Raw genomic sequence first — 20,893 nt, 5'->3', positions numbered from 1 at the left:
GACGCGGCCGCAGCGGCCTGCGCCGGAGCATGGCGGGCATGAGCAGCGCACCCTCCCCCGGATCCTTCGGCGCTGACCAGCAGCGCCCGCACGAGACCGGCGCCGAACAGCGGCGCCTCGATGAAGCCGACACCGCCGGCGTCGGATGGCGCCGCTGGGGTCCCTACCTGAGCGAGCGGCAATGGGGCACGGTCCGCGAGGACTACAGCGCGAACGGCGACGCCTGGGCGTACCTCACCCACGACCAGGCGCGCTCGCGCGCGTACCGGTGGGGTGAGGACGGCATCGCCGGGTTCTGCGACGATCAGCAGTTCCTCTGCCTCGCGGTGGCGATGTGGAACGGCCGCGACCCCATCCTCAAGGAACGCATGTTCGGCCTGACCAACGCCGAGGGCAACCACGGTGAGGACGTCAAGGAGTACTGGTTTTACCTGGACTGCACTCCCACCCACTCGTATCAGCGGATGCTGTACAAGTACCCGCAGACGGAGTTCCCGTACACGGATCTGGTGGCCACCAACGGCTCCCGGGGCCGGGAGGAGTTCGAATACGAGCTGCTCGACACCGGCATCTTCGGCGAGAGCCGCTACTTCGACGTGGCCGTCGAGTACGCCAAGGAAGGCCCGGAGGACGTCCTGCTACGGATCACCGTGCACAACCGGGGTCCGGAGCAGGCGCAGCTGCGCCTGCTGCCGACCGTGTGGTTCCGCGACATCTGGTCCGCCGCGCCGGACGCGCCCCGGCCGCAGTTGCGCGCGGAGCCCGGTGCGTCCGTGATCGCGATATCCCACCCGCACCTCGGCGACCGCTGGCTGCTGTCCCTGGACGGCGGCCGCCTGCTGTTCACCGAGAACGCCACCAACACGGAACGGCTGTTCGGCACCCCGAACGAAACCCCGTACGTCAAGGACGCCGTCGATCGGTACGTCGTGCACGGCGACGAGGCCGCGGTGAACCCGGACCTGACCGGCACCAAGGCCGCCGTGGACGTGCCGTTGACGCTCCCGCCGGGCGGCAGCGCCACGGTGCGGCTGCGGCTCACGGACACGCCGCCGGTCCCCGACGACCCCCGCCTGTCCGCGCCCGGCTTCGACGACGTCGTCGAGCGGCGCCGCGCCGAGGCCGACGAGTTCTACGACGACATCCTCGACCCCGAGCTGGCCGAGGCGGAACGGCCCGTGGTCCGCCAGGCGCTGGCCGGGATGCTGTGGAGCAAGCAGTACTTCGGCTACGGCGTCGAGCAGTGGCTCACCGAGCACGGCCTCGACCCGCTGGACGCGGACGGCGTCCGCAACGGTGACTGGTTCCACCTGGTCGCCCACGACGTCATCTCGATGCCGGACACGTGGGAGTACCCGTGGTTCGCGGCGTGGGACCTCGCCTTCCACGCGATCACCCTCGGCCTGGTCGACGTCACCTTCGCCAAGCACCAGCTCGACCTGCTGCTGAGCCTGCGCTACCAGCACCCCAACGGCCAGATCCCGGCGTACGAGTGGAACTTCGGCGACGTCAACCCGCCCGTGCACGCCTGGGCCACCTACCTGCTGTACGAGCTGGAGAAGGCGAACACCGGCCGGGGCGACCGCGCCTGGCTGAAGAACGCGTTCCTGAAACTGGCCAAGAACTTCACCTGGTGGATCAACCGCAAGGACGTGGACGGCCGCAACGTGTTCCAGGGCGGGTTCCTCGGCCTGGACAACATCGGCGTCTTCGACCGCAGCGCACCGCTGCCCACCGGCGGTCACCTGGATCAGGCCGACGGCACCGCCTGGATGGCCCTGTACTGCCAGAACATGCTGCAGATCGCGCTGGAGCTGGCCGACGAGGAGCCGGTCTACCTGGAGCAGGCGCAGACGTTCCTGCAGCACTTCATGCTGATCGCGGTGGCGGTCAACCGTTCGGGCGGCAAGGCCGAGAGCATGTGGGACGAGCAGGACGGCTTCTTCTACGACCTGCTGCGCCTGCCGGACGGCAGCGCCACCCGGATGCGGGTCCGTTCCATGGTGGGGTTGCTGCCGCTGGCCGCGGCCACGGTGCTCAGCCCCGAGCTGGCCGGCCGGCACCCCGAGCTGCTGGCGGGAGCCCAGGACTTCGTGGCCCACCACCCCAGCGTCGCCTCGGTGCTCACCCCCGGGCGCTTCCGTGGCGAACACGGCCACTACATGCTGGCGCTGTTCGACCAGCACCGGCTGCGCCGGGTGCTGGCCCGGCTGCTGGATGAGGAGGAGTTCCTCAGCGAGTACGGCATCCGCTCGCTGTCGCGCCACCACGCCGAGCATCCGTACGGCCTGGACGTGGACGGCCACCGGCACGAGGTGTCGTACCTGCCCGCCGAGTCCGACTCCGGGATGTTCGGCGGCAACTCCAACTGGCGCGGCCCGATCTGGTTCCCGATGAACGCGCTGATGATCCGCGCCCTGCTCAACCTGTACGTCTGCTACGGCGACGAGTTCACCGTGGAATGCCCCACCGGCTCGGGGCAGCAGCTGACCCTGTTCGAGGTGGCGCGGGAGATCTCCGACCGGCTCACCCGGATCTTCCTGCCGGACGCGCAGGGCCGCCGTCCCTGCTACGGCGGCCAGACGATCTTCGCTACCGACGAGCACTGGCGGGACCTCGTGACGTTCGCCGAGTACTTCCACGGGGACAACGGGGCGGGTCTCGGTGCCAGCCACCAGACCGGGTGGACCGGCCTGGTCGCCGTGTTCCCCAACCTGTTCGCCGGCCTCACGGGCCACGACCTGCTGACGCGTGGGATGATCAGCGTCCGGCAAACGCGACAGGAGAGGCGATGAGCGGCTGGCCGTCCCACCCGGTCGTGTATGAGGTCGACACCTGGCCCTGGCTGGCCGAGCTGGGCCGTCGTACCGGCGCCCCGGTTACCCTCGCGCAGGTGCCCGCGGACGCCTGGGACGCGCTGGCGCTGCCCGGCACGGACGCGGTGTGGCTGATGGGGGTGTGGCAGCGCAGCCCGGCCGGGCTCGCCGTGGCCCGGCAGAACGCGGGCCTGCGGGACGCGTTCCGCGCCGCCCTGTCCGACCTGACCCCCGAGGACGTCGTCGGCTCGCCGTACTGTGTCCGCAAGTACGTGGTGGACGACCGTCTGGGCGGCCCCGCCGGGCTGGCCGCGGCCCGCGCCGAACTGGCCCGCCGCGGCCTGCGCCTGATCCTGGACTTCGTGCCGAACCACGTCGCCCCCGACCACCCCGCGCTGCTGGAGCACCCGGACTGGTTCGTGCGCGGCACGGCACGCGACCGGGCGACCGCCCCCGACGACTGGCTCGACATCAACGGGCACATCGTGGCGCGCGGCCGGGACCCGTTCTTTCCGGCGTGGCCGGACGTGGTGCAGCTCAACGCGTTCCGCCCCGAGCTGCGGGAGGCCACCACCGACGTGCTCGACCGGATCCTGGCGCAGTGCGACGGGGTGCGGTGCGACATGGCGATGCTGGTGACCAACGACGTGTTCGGCAAGACGTGGGGCGCTCACGTGGGTGCGTCCCCCGCCGAGGAGTTCTGGCCCGCCGTGCTCGGCCCGTTGCGGCTGCGCCACCCCAACGCGGTGCTGATCGCCGAGGCGTACTGGGACATGGAGTGGGATCTGCAGCAGCAGGGCTTCGACTTCTGCTACGACAAGCGCCTCTACGACCGGCTCGTGCACGACGATGCCGCCGCGGTGCGCACCCACCTGGCCGCCGGGTACGACTACCAGCGGCGGCTGATGCGCTTCATCGAGAACCACGACGAGCCCCGCGCCGCGGCGGAACTGCCCACGGGGCGCGACCGCGCCGCCGCGGTCGCGGTGGCCACCCTGCCCGGCGCGACGCTGTGGCACGAGGGCCAGTTCGAGGGGCGCCGGGTAGACCTGCCGGTGTTCCTCGGCCGCCGCCCCGACGAGCCGGCCGACGACGATCTACAGCGCTTCTACCACCGGCTGGTCGCGGCGGCCGCCGAGCTGCGGCAGGGGGACTGGACGCTGCTGGACGTGCGCGGCTGGCCGGACAACCCCACCCACCGCGACGTGCTGGCCTGGGCGTGGCATCGCGGGACGCCGCACCACGTCGTGGCGGTGAACCTGTCCGGCCAACCCGCCCAGGGCCGGGTGGCGATGCCGTGGCCGGAGCTGCGCGCTCGGTCGTGGCGGCTCACGGATCTGCTGGACGGGCGGGTCTTCGACCGCGACGGCGACGAACTCGCCACCGACGGCCTCTTCGTCGACCTGCCCGCCTGGGGTCGTCACGTCCTCGCGGTGGAGCCCGGATGACCCGAGCCCGGCGGGCTCTGCCGGCGCCGTGAGCGGTGTCCTCGGCCGGGTGGACCGCCTGCAACAGCGCAACGGGGTGCTGGGGTTCGGGTACGCCGTGGTGCGCAAGTACCTCGACGACGGCGGGGGCCGGGAAGCCGCGCTGATCACGTACTACGGCTTCCTGAGCATCTTTCCGGTGCTGCTGCTCGGGGTCACCGTCGTGTCGCGGGTGCTGGTCGCACGCCCGGACCTGCGGCATCGGCTGATCTCGGCGTTCGTGCCGTCGTCGTTGCAGTCCAGTGTGGAGAGTGCGGCGGCGGCCATGCCGACGTCCGCTGTGCCGCTGACGATCGGCATCATCGGTCTGCTGTTCTCCGGCACCGGTGTGGTCTTCTCGGCGTACCACACGCTCAACCATGTCGCCGCGGTCCCGCACCGGCTGCGGCACGGCATCGTGTCGTGGTTGCTGCGGGTCCTGGTGGTGCTGGTGGTGGTGCTGGCCGGGGTGGTGGCGGTGGGCGCGCTCACCGTGGCGGTCACGGTCGTGCCCGGCCTCAGCGCGGTGCCGCAGGCCGCCGGCGTGGTCGGCTCCTGGCTCATCGGGTACGGGGTGCTGCTGCTGGCCGCCCGCGTGCTGCTGTCGCGTCCGGCGCCGGTGCGGGCGCTGTGGCCGGGGGCCGCGCTCGGGGCGACCGCGCTGACCCTGGTGTTGACCGTGGGCGCCGCGGTCCTGCCCGGGCTGGTCCGCCGGGCGGGCGCGGTCTACGGCAGCTTCGCCGCGGTCGCCGGCATGTTCTCCCTGCTCTATGTGCTGAGCCTGGCCCTGGTGTTCTCGGCCGAGGTCGCGGCGGTGCGGGAGGGACGGTTGTGGCCGCGCGCTCTCGACCGCGACCACCCCACGGCGGCCGACGCCCGCGCCCTGGCCCTGATGGCCCGCGAGCAGGAACGCGACCCCGCCGACCGGATCCAGGTCCGGGACGGCGCCGACTCCGATGCTCCGTTTGACGTTATATAGCGGCGGCAGTAGCGTACCGGCCCATGCAAGAACCCACGTTCTTGATCCTCACCGCCCTGGCGGCCGAGCCGACGCACGGCTACGGCGTGATCCGCGCCGTCGACACGCTGTCCGGCGGTGACGTCGTCCTGCGTCCCGGCACGCTCTACGGCGCCCTGGACCGCCTCGCCGAGCAGGGTCTCATCGAGGTCGACCGGGAGGAGGCCATCGACGGGCGGCTGCGCCGGTACTACCGGCTCACCGACAGCGGTGCCGCCGCCCTCGCCGCGCAGGCGGCCCGGCTGCGCCGCAACGCCGACGCGGCGGAGGCCCGGCTGCGGCGACCCGCCGGACGGCCCGCCCTCGGCGGCGCGCAGTTCGGGATGACCGGATGACCGCATCCCTGACGCGGCACGAGCGCCGCTACCGCCGGCTGCTCTGGGCCTACCCGGGCCCCTACCGTCGTCAGCACGGTGCCGAGATCATCACGACGCTGCTGGACATGGCCGAGGCCGGGTACGGCGGACCCACCGCGGCCGAGACGCTGCATCTGGTGGCCTGCGGCATCCGGCAACGGTTCCGGCTGCCGCTGCGGCGTCCCTTCGCCGTTCTCGCCGCCGTGCTGGCCGCGATCGTGCTGGGCGGCGCCGCCGGCCTCGGCGGTACGTGGCTGGGCTGGCAGACGGCCGCCCCCTTTCCCTCCGACGGCCAGGTCCGTGCCCTGACGGGCGCCGTGCTGGGCAGTGACCCGAGGCAGGTGCCGGTCCAGGCCGAAAAGACGGAGATGCACGGACCGGTCACCGTCGCCAGGGTCTTGACGGTGATGTCGCCCTACTCGCCCGACCGCGTCCGAGCCGCAATCGCCGCCGACGGCTGGCGGCTCACCTCGTTCACCGCACGACCGACGCGGCAAATCGTCGGCGAGCAGGACTGGGATTCGTTCACGGGTTTCTTCGACGACGCCAGAGCGATCTCGGTGGGGCAGACGGAACTCCACTTCACCGGCGCGAAGGACGGGCTGACTCTGGACGGCACCATCACCACCGTCGTCGACGGAAACCGGTACATGGCCAACGACACCACGGACGCACGCGTCGACGTGTGGGCTCTCGCGCCCCCCGCCGTGCGGCCCTTGACGGTCGCCGGGCTGCTGCTGGGCGCGCTCGCCGGATGGCTGTTCGTGGCCGCGCTCACCGCCCGGGTCCGGCAGGCCGGCCGGGCCCACCGGGCAGCAGTGGCCGTGCTCGGCGTGACGGCCGTCCTGGCCGCGGTCGCCCCCACCCTCGATCTCTACTGCGACCTCTACAAGGTCTGGGTGTACGACAGCACAACTCAGCCGTATGTCATGTACACCCTCAGCGACCAGCTTCCGGAGTATCTGGTCCCGGCGGGCACCGTGCTCGCGGTGGTCTCCCTGGCCTCGGCGGTCCTGTCGCTGTCTGGCGGGTCCCGCACGCGATCCCGCCGACCGTATCGAGCCCCGGACGGCCCGCCGACCGTGGCGTGACCCCGACCGTCGCTGGACCGATCACGTCGCCGCACGTCGTAGCCCACGCTGACGGCACCGATCGCTAGGCTTCGACGCGTGACAGGCATCGTTCAGGTGACAGCGGCGGCCGGGAACGAGGAAGCCGCGTCCGCACTGGCCGAGGCGGCGGTCCGTCGTCGACTCGCCGCCTCGGCCCAGGTCGGCGGTCCGGTGAAGTCCGCATTCTGGCATCTCGGGGAGTTCGGAACAGGACTCGAGTGGACCGCCACGTTGATGACGACCCGGGAGGGCTATCCGGAACTGGAGGCATTCCTGCGCGCCAATCATCCGTGGAACAACCCCCAGATCACGGCCATCGCGGTCGTGGTCGCATCGGCGGATTATGTCGCGTGGGTACGGCAGGCGGTGTCCCGGTAGACCTCTATCGGCTGGCGTCGAGTTCCGCCTGAAGGTCGCGGGCCGCTCCGGTTGTCGTGGTTTCGGACATGAGGCTCAGCGTTTGCCGCAACCGTATGGTCGGCCGCGTTGAGGCGACGTCCTTCGTCAATCGATGTGCCTGTTTGATTGAGGCGGCTGCGAGTTCCAACTCGTGCCCGTGCAGATAGGCCGCGGCCAGAGCCAGGAGATAGATCGCCTTGTCGCGGGCGTAGGCGTTCGGGAAGGCGCGGAGTGCACTCTCAAGCGGGGGCACGGCGCGCAGAGGACGCCGAAGTGCGGCCCAACATCGCCCGGTCATGATTTCGAGTTCTTGTGTGTCGACCCAGGATGCCCAGTGCGGCGGTTCAGCGGCATCGGCGACGCTCAACGCGCGGGTGGCTGCGTCTAGGGAAAATTCCGCCTGTGTCGGTCGACCTGCGAGTGCGAAGGACCAAGAGGCGCGGTCGTGGATGAGCGCATGGACTCGGACTGGAACGCGATCATCGAGCGCCTCGATGGATGCGTGCGCCAGGTCGGCGTCCGGACGTCCTGTGAACGCCTTCTGATAAGCCTTGAGCGCAAGGGCATTTGCCAAGAGCGCGGGATCGTCGGCCTCGACTGCCGCCGCGTAGCTCTTCCGGTACAGCCCTGTCGACCGATTGATCCAGCCAGCGTCGAAGGCGGCCCAGCCAGCAAGCTGCGTCTGCTCTGACAGTACGGAAAGCAATGCTCTTCGAGTACCTCCGCTGTATGTGGACGTCGCGAGTAGGGCCTCAGTGCTCTCCACTTCAGCCATGTAGAGGGTGAACGTGTCCGCGCCGCCGAGCGAATTGTCCAGATGTCTAAGCTGGGCGATCCTGCCGACAAGCGCCACGATGTCGGTCGAACCGATCCGTCGGCCCTCAAGGCTCGGCTCGAGGATGGGAGGCGTGAGCGAGGACAAGCCACCGGCAACCAACGCCTTGATCAGTCCTCGACGGTCCATGTCGTTCACGGTACGGCGGCAGCCTCGCTCTGCCGCAGCCAGAACGATCAAAAGGCCATTGGCGCCGAGTTCGCGGTCGAGCGCTGCAGCCAGGTCGGGCGAGGGTGGTCGCGCACCGGTCTCGGCGTGTCCGATGGCAGCCTTGCTCCAATGGATCTTTCTAGATACCGCTTGCAGGCTCAGTCCTGCCTGCAGCCGTAGGGCTCGGAGGATGTCGCCGAATTCGCTATCCACGTGGACGCTTTCTGTAGACGGCCGTAGACGCGGGAACCGTTCAGTTGTGCGGTCGATGTTGCGATGCTGCCAACACGCACGGGCGGGCGGCGACCCGAATCCTTCCCCGCTCGTGCCCAATCAGCGTAGAGGGGTAGGGATATGGTGACCACCAGCGGGGCTTGTCGAGTCCGTGTTGTCCGTCCGGAGGAGACGCGCGCGGAGATCGTCCTCATGATTGGCGATCAAGCATCGATTCTGCTCGACGTGGGAAATCGGGACGACGAAGCGCCTTGCCTCAGCATCCAGGGCAACGGGGTGCATTTGCTGCTCTTCCCACATGGTTGGTTTGAGCTCGGCGAGGTTCGTCGGGATGACCTGGACCGAGCCAACGACCTGGTCGTCGACGCTACCCACTGGCGTGACGTCATCCAAGGAAGGCTGAAAGCCCAGCAGGTGGCAAAGGCGGACTCAGCACGCTCCGGCGAGCCGGATTCGGCGAGCCCAGGGTCGTCCCGCCAGGATCAGTAGGACCGGGTGCCGCATCGTCGGAGTATGGCTTTGCGCGATCGCCCGGGTCAGCGGTAACCGCTGAACTCGCCGTGGATCGCCAGGTCCGCGAACCAATCGGTTTCGGCGATCGGCACCCAGGCGGTCTCGGCCCAGAACCGCTGGACCTCACTTGCTCCGGGTGACGTGCCCCTCAGCCACACGGCTACATGGCGCAGGCTGGGCACATCCGCGGTGAAACGGTGAGGTCCGTGTCGCAACAGCGCCGTCTCCGATTGAGCTGGGACTGCAGCAACGGCGTACAGATACTATGGTGGGTCGATGATGCGACCCGCGACGGTCGTCTTCAACGGCGATCTCGGCAGTGGCAAGTCGACCGTGTCGATGATGCTGGCGCAACGGCTGGGGGTGCGCAGGGTCAGCATCGGCGATCTCTACCGGGGGATGGCTGCGGACCACGGCATGAGCGCGTTGCAGTTCAACCTGCATTCGGAGCTGGACGACAAGATCGACCATGACATCGACCAGTTGCAGCACGACATCGCGGTCTCCGGCGAGCGCCTCGTGGTCGACAGCAGGCTGGCCTGGCACTTCTTCGCCGACGCGCTGAAGGTGCACCTCATCACGGACCCGGTCGTGGCGGCCCGGCGGGTGCTCGGCCGGACCGGCGACCCGGTCGAGAACTACCGCAGCGTCGAGGAGGCCCGGCACCAGCTGGCCAAGCGCAGCGACAGCGAACGCCAGCGATTCCTGTCCCGGTACGGCGTCGACAAGACCCGCCTTCGCAACTATGACGTGGTCTGCGACACCACGCGGGCGGCACCGGAGCAGGTTGTCGAGCGGATCCTCGAGGCGCTCGAGACATCCACCGGCGCCTTATCGCCGACGACGCTCCACCTCGATCCCGGCCGCGTGCACCGGACCGCGGCGACGGAAGGGGACGGCGAGATCGTCGTCCGCCAGGACGGAGCGGACTTCGTCGCGGTACGCGGAAACCGCCGGTTGAGCGCCGCGCTGCGCGCTGGCGAGACCCTGACCCCGATGGTCCTCGCTCCGGTGCTCTGACGGGGTCAGTGCCGCCCACCTCGAGAGCCGGATCGCCCGGGCCTGTCCTGTCGATCATGCGAGCCCGCCCTGGGCGGACCCGAGGGCGTAGAAGGGGGAACTTACGAAGGACTCGTCGCCGATGTCGGGTGGAAGCAAGCTCCGCAGGAGTGTTTGACGACGCCGACCTACACGGTCACGTTACGGACGTCCCTGCGGATTCCGGTGTTGGCACGGGACCGGAATCCGGCGAGGGACCGCGCTCACGGGCATCGCCGGAGGCGCCGTCGATGCGGGCGGCGGCCAGCGCGGCCAGCGGCAGCATCAGCGTCGCCGCGCCCGGCACGAACGACAGCCCGTCGAACGAGTATCCGCTGCCGTCGATGTCGAAGACCAGATTCGGCACGAACGTCAGCAGCAGCCCACCACCGGCGACGATCAGGATCGTGCCGGGCAGTGCGGCCACGGCCAGCGCGGCCCACACGGCGACGGTCCGGTGCGGTCGGCGCGCCCGGTGCTTGCGCAGCAACGCCAGACACACGACCGCGAGGGGTAGCGCGGCCAATGCGGCGAACGCGCCGGGACCGGTGTCGTCCTCGGACAGCGGCGGCGGGGTCAGCCCGGCCCAGACGGTCAGCACGACGGGTGCCACGACGAGCAGGGCCGCGGCCCAGACCGGCACCGGGCGGCGGCTGAGCGCGAGGGCGGGGACGATGGCGAGCAGCATGCCGGCCACGGCCAGACCGATGGTCGTCACCTTGAGGCCGATCGGCAGGAACGGATGGTTCACGCCGGGCGTGCCCTGCAGTGTGATCAGGGGCAGCACGCCTGCGGACACCAGCACGCCGACCGTGACGCGGCGTCGTGCGGCGCCGGGCTGGCGGCCGTGCAGCGCGCGCCCGGCCACCACCCAGCCGATGACCACGGGCAGCGCACCGACCAGCAACGCGAGCCGCAGGCCACCCTGGCCGGTGACACTCATCCGGTTGAGCACCGCGTTCGCCAGCGTCATCCCGGCGCCGACCAGCAGGGTGGCGGCGGGGCCGAACCGGCGGTCCGCGGTGGCGACCAGCGTGCCGAGAGTGGCCAGCAGAATCGTGGCGGCGCGCAGCTCGGCGGTCCACATGTACAGCTCGCCGTCGCCGCCGGGCATCGGCGCGGACGCCGACACGTCGTGCATCCCCGGCGTGAGGATGGCCAATGTGTACGCCCAGCCGATCACGGCCACGGCGAGCGCGGCGGCGCCGGCCACGATCACGGCGACCGGCAGCGGCCGCTTGGCCGCGGTGCGTGCCTCCACCGGCGCCGGGACCGGTCCCCGGCGCGGACGGAGCGCACCGAAGCCGTACGCCAGCGTGAACGCCGCAAAGCACGCCAGCGACAGTGCCCACGGTCCCTGGTAATAGAACCCGCGGCTGCTGAGGCCGTCCACGATCTCCTGGAACTCGGGGGGAATCTCACCCACGGTCAGCGACGCCATCATCGTCGTGGGCGCGTCTCGGCTGCTCAGCGCGAACGGAACGGCGGACACCACGGCGGCGAGCGCGCTGACCAGCGGCACGCCGAGCAACATCTGCGCCGCGGCCCGGCCCCGCGTGGCGGACCGCACCGCGGCGACGCCGACCGCCGCGGTACCGCTTGCCCAGATCAGCAACCCGGCCAGCACACCGAGCAGGTACGGCAGTTCTCCCTGGGTGAGCGCGGCGAGCAGCACCATCGGCGCGAACGCGACCGGTGCGAGCGCGGCCGGTCCGGCGTCGCCGAGCCGGCCGGTGCGCGCGAGCGGCCAGCGCCGGCCCAGCCAGCGTCCGGCCGGGACGCACCAGGCCAGCGTGATGACCGTGGCGACCAGGGAGGTCAGCCACTCGGAGCTGGTCGACACCGGCTCCACCCCGGCCAGGCTGAGCAGGCGGAAGGCGAGGCTGTTCGAGTACGCGGACACGGACAGTGTGATCAGCGCGGCGACCAGCAGGCCGACGACCGGTGCGCCCGGTGCGAGTGACTCGCCCCAGCCGCGCGGCGCTCCGCTCGCGTCCCGGATCGGCGGTGCGGCGAACAGGCTGAACGCGTACCGCAGGCGGTCCTTCGCGGTGGCCTGGTCCGCCTCGAGTGCGGCCAGCTCGGCGAGCCATTCCGCGTGCATCTCGGCACGCAGCTCGGCGGGCCAGCGCCGGGCGGCGCGGGCCAGGCACCAGCGGGCGAACCGGTCCACGGCGTTCATGCCGACCTCACTTCCACCGACGACCCGGCGGGTGGTGCCGCCCGGGTGGTCATGCGGTCCTCGGATTCGTCGTCGGCTTCGCCTGGCCGAGGCCCCGGTTGAGCTGGGCCTGCAGGGCCGCGATCGCGGTGTGCGCGGCGACCCGCCCGTCCGAGGTGAGCCGGTAGTAGCGGCGGGCCGGGCGACCGGCGGCGACCGGGTCGATCTCCTCCCAGTACGCCTCGACCCAGCCGGCGTTCTGCAGGCGCAGCAGGATCGGGTAGAGCGTGCCGCTGGGATGCCCGCTGGCACGCATCAGGTCGAGGCCGTAACGGTCGGCATCGGGGTCTTCGAGGAACGCGGCCAGCACCTTGGAGACGGCCGCGGTCACCCGGATCGGGTTCGCCATGCGGGACACCGTAGCCGACCCTCGCCAGATTTTCTACATAGGGTCTGGGCTCGTCATATTCACCGAGGCCCGCCGTTACGTCGGTGGGAGCGCACTGGCACGATGGGCCCGTGGCTCACGTGGAGATCAATGGTGCCCCCGCTTCCGTCGACGCGATTCACCGGGCCGCGACGTGGAATTACGGGCACTTCACGTCGATGCAGGTGCGCCGTCGTGCGACAGCCGGTCTGGCATTCCATCTGAGTCGGCTCCGAGAAGCGTCCGCCGTGCTGTTCCCCGGCGCCGCAGCACCCTCCGACCACCGGATCATCGAACTGACCGAGCACGCTCTGCGGGCGGATCGGGACGCATCAGTCCGGGTCACGGTGCTCCCGGCCCCGCGGGACATGTCCGGCACCGACGTCATGGTGTCGGTTTCCGAACCGGTGCCGGACACCGCACGTCCACCGCTGCTGGTCCGGACCGTCCCTTATGAACGAGAGCTGCCGAATCTCAAGCACGTGGCGACGATGGGCCTTACGTACCACTACCTCGAGGCCCGCCGGGCGGGTTTCGACGACGTGCTCTTCACCGGGCGTGATGGCGTGCTGCGAGAGGGATCCGTCTGGAACATCGCGTTCTGGGACGGCGAACGGGTCATCTGGCCGGAGGCCCCGATGCTCGACGGCATCACCATGCAGCTGCTGCGGCTCGGTCTGCGGAAGCTCGGCGTCCCCCAGGAACGGCGAAGACTGACGGACGACTCGCTGGCCGGACTGAGTGCCGCCGCCGCGATGAACTCACACTGTCCGGCGCAACCGATCGCCCGCGTGGACGACACCGATCTCCCCGGGCACGCGGCGCTGACGGCGTTGCTGCGGCGAGCCTGGCGCGAAGTGCCGTGGGACCGGTTCTCGTGACCCGTCACGCGTCGGCGTGGGTCACGCGGATGTAGTAGCCGTCCGGATCGGGGAGCCTGAAGTCGTGCAGGCCCCATGGTTGCAGCCGGAGCGGCTCGGTCACGCGCGAGCGGCACTGCTCGTGCAGGGCGGACAGGTCGTCGATGTGCTCGAGTTCCAGGACGATCTCCACGCCGGTGCCTCGGGGGCGGTCGAGGCGTCCCCAGGCGGGTCCGGGTCCGCTGGCGTCGTGTTCGGACAGGTTCGCCGCAAGCCCCAGTCCGAGGACGACCTGTCCTCGGCGCAGGCTCGCGTACCCGCTGGTCGACCGGTCGACCTGAAAGCCCAGCAGCGTGGTGTAGAACGCGATGCTCGCGTCCAGGTCGTCGACGAAGAGTTCCATGCGAAGGCGCATGACACCATGATCCCGTACTCCATCCGGGACGATCGGTCACCCGTCCGTGCGGACGACGGGTGAATCACGGCGTCCGGAGGATCACCGCGTCGTACCCTTCCGGCGGCCGCTCGATATGTCGTACAACGGGGGATCACCAATGGCACGTCTTCGTCGGATGCGGCTGCTGGCCGCGAGCGTGGTTGCCGCGGGGCTGTTGAGCATCGCGGTCGCGGCACCGGCCCACGCCGCCGATCCGGGGTGGGCCCAGCCCGGGTACGGCTCGGGCAACACGTTCTACAACCCGAACGAGTCGGTCATCAACGGTGCCAGCATCGGCGACGTCGCCCTGCGGTGGACGGCCCACCTGCCGACGCTCACCACGGAAACGTGCACCGGTCCGTCGGAGCCGCTGGTCGTGGGCGGCCGGGTGTTCGTCACCGACCAGACCGGCATCGGGGCCTATCGCCTGTCGACGGGCGCCCTCCTGTGGCACTTCGACTGGGACTTCCCGGACGACACGTTCACCCCCCACATGGCCGTCTCCGGGGGACTGCTCGTGGCCGGATTCACCGAGTGCCAGTCGGCCAGCGACCCCAACGGCGGGATAGTCGCGCTGAATACCACCACCGGCAGGCAGCGGTGGAGCGTCGGCATCGCCGGCCCGGTCGAGTCGCTGGTGATCGACAAGGGAATCGTCGCGGTCGCGGGCGAGTCCGCGTCCTCCCAGGCGGCGGTGCGCGCCTACCGGCTCAGCGACGGCAGGCTGCGCTGGACCCTCTACGACTACTGGTCTCCCGGCGTGTCGGCGAGCGGCAAGCTGCTGGTCAGCGGCACCGAGGACCAGCGGATCGCGGCGCTGTCGATCACCACCGGAAAGAAGCTGTGGCGCAAGGCGTGGTTGGCGACGGCTGTGGCGGCGAATCCGGCCGGGTCCAACTTCTACCTCGGTGACGACGACGGCGGCCTGGCGGCCATCAAGTCCGCCAACGGCGCCACCGTCTGGGCCGTGAACGGCACCGGTGGCCCGATCGCCGCGGACGGCAAACGCGTGTACCGCGGCTTCTCCAACTCGATCGAGGCGTTGAACGCCCGCACCGGGGTCCGGCTCTGGACCACCCGCCTCGGGACGGATGCCGGTCAGCCGGTGCGCGCGGGCGGACTGCTGTACACCAAGACCGATCTCGGCCTCGCCATCCTCACGGCCGCCACGGGCGTGTCGGCGTTCACGTGGCCGTTCAGTACGGCGCAGAACGACCACGTCGTCGTCGCCAGCGGCTGGCTGTTCCAGGTCAACGGCGACACCCTCGAGGCGTACGCGCCCTGACCGTTCACTGGGTGGGCGGTGCCCTGCGAGGGCCGTCACTCACCAGTGTTCGGTGCCGAAGCCGCTTCACCCTCAGTGGTGAGATCAATCCGCCTTCGGGTCTGGCGTCGCTGTGCGCTTGTCCGCACCTTCCGGCGAGGTGTACCCCGGCAAACCGCCGTCGCGGCGTTTCGCGCCGGGGTGTGGAGTATCGGGCAGGGGTTCCGCTGCCGGGGTGGCGGGGCGGGTGTTCGGCAGGAAGGACGCGGCGGCCAGCCCAGCGAGGCCGACGGCGGCCAGGACGGCCAGGGCCAGCGCGTAAGACCGTTCCGGGGTCTTGGTGATCCCGGCGACCAGGATGGTGCCCGCGATCGCGGTGCCCAGCGACGAGCCGAGGTTGGAGACGCTGCGCGACAGCCCGGAGATCTCGCCCTGCAGGTTGTCCGGGAACGCGGACTGGACGACGTTCACGGACGGGGTGAGCATGGCGCCCACCCCCAGCCCGATGATGAACAGCCCGGGCAGGTACGCCCACACCTTCGACGAGGAGACCGCGTTGAGGGTGAGGAACAGCACGATGCCGGTGGTCGTGAGCACGAACCCGGCCATGATCAGCGTGCGCTGGGCGCGCCGCGTCGCGAGGCGTTCGGCGGCGGCCGAGGAGATCAGCAGGCCCACCGTGGCGGCCGTGAGGATCAGGCCGGTCTGGATCGGGTTGTAGCCGTGCACCACCTGCAGGTACGCCGACACGGTGAACGAGATGCCCAGCAGCACCAGCCACTGGATGTTCTGGGTGACCAGGCCCAGGTTCGAGGTGCGGTTGCGGAACAGCTCCATCGTCAGCAGCGGCTCGCGACCCGTGCGCTCCTTGACCCGTACGGTGTGGAAGAACCAGACCAGCACGAGCGCCCCGGCGGCGATCAGTCCCAGCATGAGCCAGCCGTTCTTGTCCGCCGCGAGGATGCCCAACACCATGAGCACGAGCCCGATCGCGGACAGCGCCGCGCCGGTGATGTCGAACGGGCGGTCCGGTTCCGCGGGCAGCGGGTCGCGCACGTCGCGGCGGCTCAGCAGCACGATCACCACGATGATCGCCGCCTGGAACCCGAAGGCGGCCCGCCAGCTGATCGCGGTCGCGATGATGCCGCCGATCAGCGGCCCGGTGGCCGCGCCGATGCCGCCCATCCCGTTGATCGCGCCGAACGCGCGGGCCCGCGAGGTGATGTCGGTGAACAGCAACGTGGTCAGGATGTAGACCGGCGGGATCAGCAGCGCCGTCCCGATCCCCTCCAGGATCGAGTAGCCGATGATGAGCGTGGGCAGGCCCTGGGAGGCCGAGCTGATCAGCGCACCCAGGCCGAACACGGCCAGCCCCAGGTTCAGGCACCGTTTACGGCCGTAGCGCTCGGTCAGCTTGCCGCCAGGGATCATCAGCGCGGCCATGACCAGCAGGAACAGCGTGATCGCCAGTTGCACCCCCTGGACCGTGGTGCCCAGGTCCTTGGCGATCTCGTTGATCATGACGTTCATGTTGGAGCCGGCGAAACTGCAGATGAACTGGGCCAGCGCGAGCGGGATCAGCACCCGGCGCAACGCGCTCGACGGTCGCCCCGAGGTGACCTTCTCAGCCATCGTGTACCTGCTTCCGTGCGAGTCGGCCGCGTTGCCGAGACCGGCGGACCTCACCGCGCAGCCTGCACCCTGGCGGGCGGGCGGGCATCATCCTCCGCGCATGATGCCGACCGGCGGCGCCGGCCGAATGATCGGACGAAAGCACGGGAAGGGTGACTGCCATGCCTGACTACCCGCTCATCGCCGACCACGGCCTCATCGGCGACCTGCAGACCGCGGCGCTGGTGAGCACGGACGGCTGCGTCGACTGGTTCTGCGCGCCCCGCTTCGACTCGCCCAGCATCTTCGGCGCCCTGCTCGACGCGGGGCGCGGCGGTCACTTCAGGATCCATCCCGCGGCCGGTGCCTTCACCACCAAGCAGCTGTACTTCCCGGACAGCGCGGTGCTGGTCACCCGGTTCCTCACCGAGGCGGGGGTGGGTGAGGTCGTGGACTTCATGCCGGTCGCCGGGCCGGTGGCCACCACCAGTCACCGCCTGGTGCGGATGGTCCGGTGCGTGCGCGGCGAGATGACGTTCGCGGTCGACCTCGCGCCCCGCTTCGACTACGGCCGGGAGAGCTTCGAGACCCACCTGAGCGAGGACGGTGCGGTGTTCGAAGGCCCGCGTACCGCCGTGACGGTCCACCTGATCCGGGAACCGGACGACGAGCGGATCGCGCGCACCTGGGTCGAGGGCGGCGACGTGCGGGGCGAGGTCCGGCTCGTCGCGGGGCAGATGCGCGGACTGATGCTGCAGACCGGTACGGCGGGCCCGATCCGCCAGCTGCGCGTGGCGCAGGCGCAGCAGTTGTTCGAGGAGACCGTCGACTTCTGGGAAGGCTGGCTGCGCGGCTCCACGTACGCGGGGCGGTGGCGGGAGACCCTGAACCGCTCGGCGATCACGCTGAAGCTGATGACGTACGCGCCGACCGGGGCGCTGGTCGCCGCGCCGACCGCCGCCCTGCCGGAGCAGATCGGCGGGGAACGCAACTGGGACTACCGCTACACCTGGGTCCGGGACGCCTCGTTCTCGGTGTACTCGCTGCTCGGCATGGGTTTCACGGATGAGGCGGCGGCGCTGGGCCGGTGGCTGCGCGACCGGGTCGACGAGCAGGCGGACAAGGACGGCGGCGGCCCGCTGAAGATCATGTACCGGGTGGACGGCTCCAGCGACCTGTCGGAGGAGATCCTGCCGCACTGGGAGGGTTACCGCGGCTCGGCCCCGGTGCGGGTCGGCAACGGTGCGGCGGACCAACTGCAGCTCGACATCTACGGCGAGGCGCTGGACAGCCTGTATGTCGCGGACCGCCACGGGCTGGCCCCGGGCCACCAGGGCTGGCTGCGCATCTGCGAGCTGCTCGACTGGGTGGCCGGGAACTGGGACCAGCCCGAGGAGGGCATCTGGGAGACCCGCGGCGGGCGCCAGGACTTCACGTACGGGCGGCTGATGTGCTGGGTGGCGCTGGATCGCGGCATCCGGCTGGCGGGCGAGCACGGCCGCCCCGGCCCGGTGGCGCGCTGGCAGCGGGAGCGCGACGCCGTCTACCAACAGATCATGGACCGGGGATGGAGCCCCGCCCGGCGGGCGTTCCGCCAGCACTACGCCACGGACGTGCTGGATTCGGCGCTGCTGCGGATGCCGACGGTCGGTTTCGTCACCCCGGCCGACCCGATGTGGCTGTCCACTCTGGACGCCATGGACACCGAACTGGTCACCGACAGCCTGGTGTACCGCTACGATCCCGGCGCCTCACCCGACGGGCTGCGTGGGTCGGAGGGGACGTTCTCGTTGTGCACGTTCTCGTACGTCACCGCGCTGGCCGGTGCGGGCCGGTTGGACAAGGCGCGGGTGACCTTCGAGAAGATGCTGACGTACGCGAACCACCTGGGCCTGTATTCGGAGGAGATCGCGCTGACCGGCGAGCAGATCGGCAACTTCCCGCAGGCGTTCACGCATCTGGCGCTGATCGACGCGGCGATCGCGCTGGACCGCGCCCTGGACCGGCACCCGTCGGCCGGGCGGCGCGGCACGGTCCCGGCCGGGGCCTGACCGGTGCGGGCCTGACGGGTACCTACCCGTCAGGCCCGCCGGACCGGCACGCGTCAGGGTTGTGCCGCGCCCACGGGTCCGGCCTCCATGTCCTTCGCGGTCGACGGAGCCATGGCCACCCGGCCCCGGCCGAACGCGTCCAGCCGCCCCCACCGGCCGGGGATGTCGAGCAACTCCACCCGGCCCACACCCTCGGGCAGCGCCGGGTCCACGACCAGATGCTCACCCAACGGTTCGAGACCCAGCATGGTACGCAGCAACAGCAGTGGCGCGCCCGACGACCAGGCTTGCGGGCTGCACGCGGTCGGGTACTGCACCGGGTACTTCGTCAGCGCCCGCTCGTAGCCCCCGAACGCCTCGGGGAGCCGGCCGTTGAAGAACTCCGCCGCCTCCAGGATGCCGTCGGCGATCCGGGCGGCCTCCTCCTTGAAGCCGTACCGGCGCAGACCCCACGCGGCGATGGACGAGTCGAACGGCCACACCGTGCCGACGTGGTAGCCGATCGGGTTGTACCGGTGCTCGCCCTCGGCCATGGTGCGCACCCCCCAGCCGGAGAACAGCCGCGGCCCGAGCAGGTGCTTGGCGATCGCCTGTGCCTTCTCCTGCTCGACGATCCCGCTCCACAGCAGGTGACCGATGTTGGAGGCCAGCGAGTCGACCTGGGCGCCGTCCGCATCGAGGGCCAGCGCGAAGTAGGCGCCGTCGGCGACCCAGAAGTCACGGTTGAAGCGGCGCTTCAGGTCGGCGGCCTCCCGCTCCAGCTTTTCGGCGTACGCGTTGTCGTGCCAGACCAGCCGGGCCAGCCGCGCCCCGCGCACCTTCGCGTCGTACGCGTAGCCCTGCAGCTCCGCGGTCGCCCGCGGGAATCCGGGGATCCGCCCGTCGCGGTACGCGATGGAGTCCCACGAGTCCTTCCAGCACTGGTTCTCCAGGCCGGTCTCGGCGTTGCGCCGCTCGTACGAGATGTACCCGTTGTCCATCAGGTCGGCGTACTCGTCGATCCAGTTCAGGGCGGCGCGGGCCTCGTACTCGAGGTCCCGCACGAGGTTGGTGTCGCCGGACCACCGCTCGTACTCGTCGAGCAGGACCACGTACAGCGGGGTGGCGTCCGCGGTGCCGTAGTACGGCGTGTGCGGCCGTTCCTCGAACGCGCTCATTTCGCCGTAGCGCATCTCGTGCAGGATCCGGCCCGGGTCCTCGTCGCGGAAGTCGTCGACCCGGGTGCCCTGCCACCGGCCCAGCACCCGCAGCGTGGTCTCGGCCAGCTCGGGGACGAACGGCAGCGCCTGCAGGCTGGTGAAGATGCTGTCGCGGCCGAACATCGTCATGAACCACGGCAGGCCCGCGGCGGGCAGGCTGTGCCGTCCCGCGATCGCGGGGGCGAAGCGCAGCGCGGCCAGGTCGACGATGCTGCGCCGGTACGTGACCTTCATGGGTTCCCAGTCGCATTCCAGCTTGGGTGCCCGCGCAATCCACTCCTGGAGGTCCATGTGCAGGTCCCGCGGCCCCCGGTGTTTGCCGTTCGTGACGATCGGCTGCCCGTCCTTGCGGGTCATCAACGGGGTGGCCCGCAGCTCCGTGGTCCACTCGTCGTGCGGCTGCACCTCGATCTCGTACGTGAGCCCGTCCTCGCCGATCTTGGCGGGTTGGCTGGTGGAGATCTCGGTGCCCCGGTGGAAGGGGCCGCGCTCGTAGTGCAGCACGAGGCGGTCGGACTCCACCTCGGTCCGGTACGAGCCCTTCTTCTTCTGGGCGTCCTTCACCTCGAACAGGTCCGCGAAGTCACTGCCGGCGGCGATCTTGAGGGTCAGCTTGGCGGGCTCGTCGGCGTGGTTCAGCACGCTCACCCGCTCCTGGAAACCGTCGCTGATGGTGCGGTGCCGGATCACCGAGACCTTGGCGTCCACGTACACCGTGCCGGTGCCGACGACGAGGAAGAACCGCGTCTCGAAGTACTGCAGGTCGTCGACGGACAGCGGGGAGAGCCGTTGACCGTCGACCGTGAGCACCCACGTCGACAGGAACCGGGTGTCGTTGGCGAAGAAGCCGTCGGGGTCGGTCGGTGAGGCCTCGATGTCGCCGCGGCCGTCGCTGACCACGAAGTGGTTGCCGTCCAGGATTCGCACGTCGTCGGTCATGCCCGCGC

The 20,893-nt window shown here is 70.4% G+C and carries 17 protein-coding genes; 11 read left to right on the top strand and 6 right to left on the bottom strand.

Features of this window, described 5'->3' with window-relative positions; genetic code table 11:
* The first annotated feature begins 38 nt into the window (after positions 1–38).
* The 6 genes from ACMCNO_RS26725 to cutA all read left to right on the top strand — a co-directional run bounded on the left by ACMCNO_RS26725 (position 39) and on the right by cutA (position 7,146).
* Positions 39–2,795 carry an MGH1-like glycoside hydrolase domain-containing protein gene (locus ACMCNO_RS26725; RefSeq protein ID WP_412752200.1) on the top strand — a complete coding sequence of 919 codons (2,757 nt, stop codon included), beginning with the start codon at positions 39–41 and terminating at the stop codon, positions 2,793–2,795.
* On the top strand, positions 2,792–4,264 hold the full coding sequence (locus ACMCNO_RS26720; protein WP_412752199.1) for an alpha-amylase family glycosyl hydrolase: 1,473 nt from the start codon (positions 2,792–2,794) through the stop codon (positions 4,262–4,264). The genes ACMCNO_RS26725 and ACMCNO_RS26720 overlap by 4 nt, the downstream gene beginning before the upstream one ends.
* Positions 4,265–4,292: 28 nt before the next feature.
* Positions 4,293–5,261, top strand: coding sequence for a YihY/virulence factor BrkB family protein (locus tag ACMCNO_RS26715; protein ID WP_412752198.1), 969 nt, complete (start codon positions 4,293–4,295; stop codon positions 5,259–5,261).
* A gap of 23 nt (positions 5,262–5,284) precedes the next feature.
* Positions 5,285–5,635, top strand: coding sequence for a PadR family transcriptional regulator (locus ACMCNO_RS26710; protein ID WP_412752197.1), 351 nt, complete (start codon positions 5,285–5,287; stop codon positions 5,633–5,635).
* Positions 5,632–6,747 (top strand): hypothetical protein, encoded by a 1,116-nt coding sequence (locus ACMCNO_RS26705; protein WP_412752196.1) that lies wholly within the window; start codon positions 5,632–5,634, stop codon positions 6,745–6,747. Before ACMCNO_RS26710 ends, ACMCNO_RS26705 begins: the two co-directional genes overlap by 4 nt.
* Positions 6,748–6,825: 78 nt before the next feature.
* Positions 6,826–7,146 (top strand): divalent-cation tolerance protein CutA, encoded by a 321-nt coding sequence (cutA, locus tag ACMCNO_RS26700; protein ID WP_412752195.1) that lies wholly within the window; start codon positions 6,826–6,828, stop codon positions 7,144–7,146.
* Positions 7,147–7,150: 4 nt separating this feature from the next.
* Here cutA and ACMCNO_RS26695 read toward each other — a convergent pair whose 3' ends face one another.
* Positions 7,151–8,365, bottom strand: a complete 1,215-nt coding sequence (locus tag ACMCNO_RS26695) for a helix-turn-helix transcriptional regulator (protein ID WP_412752194.1) — start codon at positions 8,363–8,365, stop codon at positions 7,151–7,153.
* A gap of 141 nt (positions 8,366–8,506) precedes the next feature.
* On the opposite strand from ACMCNO_RS26695, the gene ACMCNO_RS26690 reads away from it, so the two are divergent.
* Together ACMCNO_RS26690 and ACMCNO_RS26685 are read left to right on the top strand one after the other, a co-directional pair.
* Positions 8,507–8,875: a hypothetical protein gene (locus ACMCNO_RS26690; protein ID WP_412752193.1), complete on the top strand. Its 369-nt coding sequence runs from the start codon at positions 8,507–8,509 to the stop codon at positions 8,873–8,875.
* A 300-nt stretch (positions 8,876–9,175) separates the two neighbouring features.
* Positions 9,176–9,919: an AAA family ATPase gene (locus ACMCNO_RS26685; protein WP_412752192.1), complete on the top strand. Its 744-nt coding sequence runs from the start codon at positions 9,176–9,178 to the stop codon at positions 9,917–9,919.
* 175 nt (positions 9,920–10,094) lie between these two features.
* Here ACMCNO_RS26685 and ACMCNO_RS26680 read toward each other — a convergent pair whose 3' ends face one another.
* On the bottom strand, positions 10,095–12,119 hold the full coding sequence (locus ACMCNO_RS26680) for a hypothetical protein (RefSeq protein WP_412752191.1): 2,025 nt from the start codon (positions 12,117–12,119) through the stop codon (positions 10,095–10,097).
* Between the two features lie 49 nt (positions 12,120–12,168).
* On the bottom strand, positions 12,169–12,507 hold the full coding sequence (locus tag ACMCNO_RS26675; protein ID WP_412752190.1) for a PadR family transcriptional regulator: 339 nt from the start codon (positions 12,505–12,507) through the stop codon (positions 12,169–12,171).
* An 83-nt stretch (positions 12,508–12,590) separates the two neighbouring features.
* Between ACMCNO_RS26675 and ACMCNO_RS26670 the strand changes: the two genes are divergently transcribed.
* Positions 12,591–13,406: an aminotransferase class IV gene (locus ACMCNO_RS26670; RefSeq protein WP_412752189.1), complete on the top strand. Its 816-nt coding sequence runs from the start codon at positions 12,591–12,593 to the stop codon at positions 13,404–13,406.
* A 4-nt stretch (positions 13,407–13,410) separates the two neighbouring features.
* Here the strand turns inward: ACMCNO_RS26670 and ACMCNO_RS26665 are convergent, their stop codons facing one another.
* Entirely contained in the window at positions 13,411–13,800 is a 390-nt protein-coding gene (locus ACMCNO_RS26665) for a VOC family protein (RefSeq protein WP_412752188.1), read from the bottom strand.
* Positions 13,801–13,939: 139 nt separating this feature from the next.
* Between ACMCNO_RS26665 and ACMCNO_RS26660 the strand changes: the two genes are divergently transcribed.
* A complete protein-coding gene (locus ACMCNO_RS26660; protein WP_412752187.1) occupies positions 13,940–15,106 on the top strand; it encodes a PQQ-binding-like beta-propeller repeat protein in 1,167 nt (388 codons plus the stop codon).
* An 84-nt stretch (positions 15,107–15,190) separates the two neighbouring features.
* Here the strand turns inward: ACMCNO_RS26660 and ACMCNO_RS26655 are convergent, their stop codons facing one another.
* Positions 15,191–16,717 (bottom strand): MFS transporter, encoded by a 1,527-nt coding sequence (locus tag ACMCNO_RS26655; RefSeq protein ID WP_412752186.1) that lies wholly within the window; start codon positions 16,715–16,717, stop codon positions 15,191–15,193.
* Positions 16,718–16,878: 161 nt separating this feature from the next.
* Here ACMCNO_RS26655 and ACMCNO_RS26650 point away from each other — a divergent pair, with 161 nt between their 5' ends.
* Complete coding sequence (locus tag ACMCNO_RS26650; protein ID WP_412752185.1) at positions 16,879–18,747, top strand: glycoside hydrolase family 15 protein; 1,869 nt, start codon at positions 16,879–16,881, stop codon at positions 18,745–18,747.
* Positions 18,748–18,800: 53 nt separating this feature from the next.
* Here ACMCNO_RS26650 and ACMCNO_RS26645 read toward each other — a convergent pair whose 3' ends face one another.
* Positions 18,801–20,885 carry a glycogen debranching N-terminal domain-containing protein gene (locus tag ACMCNO_RS26645; RefSeq protein ID WP_412752184.1) on the bottom strand — a complete coding sequence of 695 codons (2,085 nt, stop codon included), beginning with the start codon at positions 20,883–20,885 and terminating at the stop codon, positions 18,801–18,803.
* Between the last annotated feature and the right edge of the window lie 8 nt (positions 20,886–20,893).

Source organism: Krasilnikovia sp. M28-CT-15, from assembly GCF_047159595.1.
In the GTDB taxonomy this organism is placed as follows: Bacteria; Actinomycetota; Actinomycetes; order Mycobacteriales; family Micromonosporaceae; genus Actinoplanes.
This window is presented reverse-complemented; position numbering and strand designations above follow the sequence as displayed.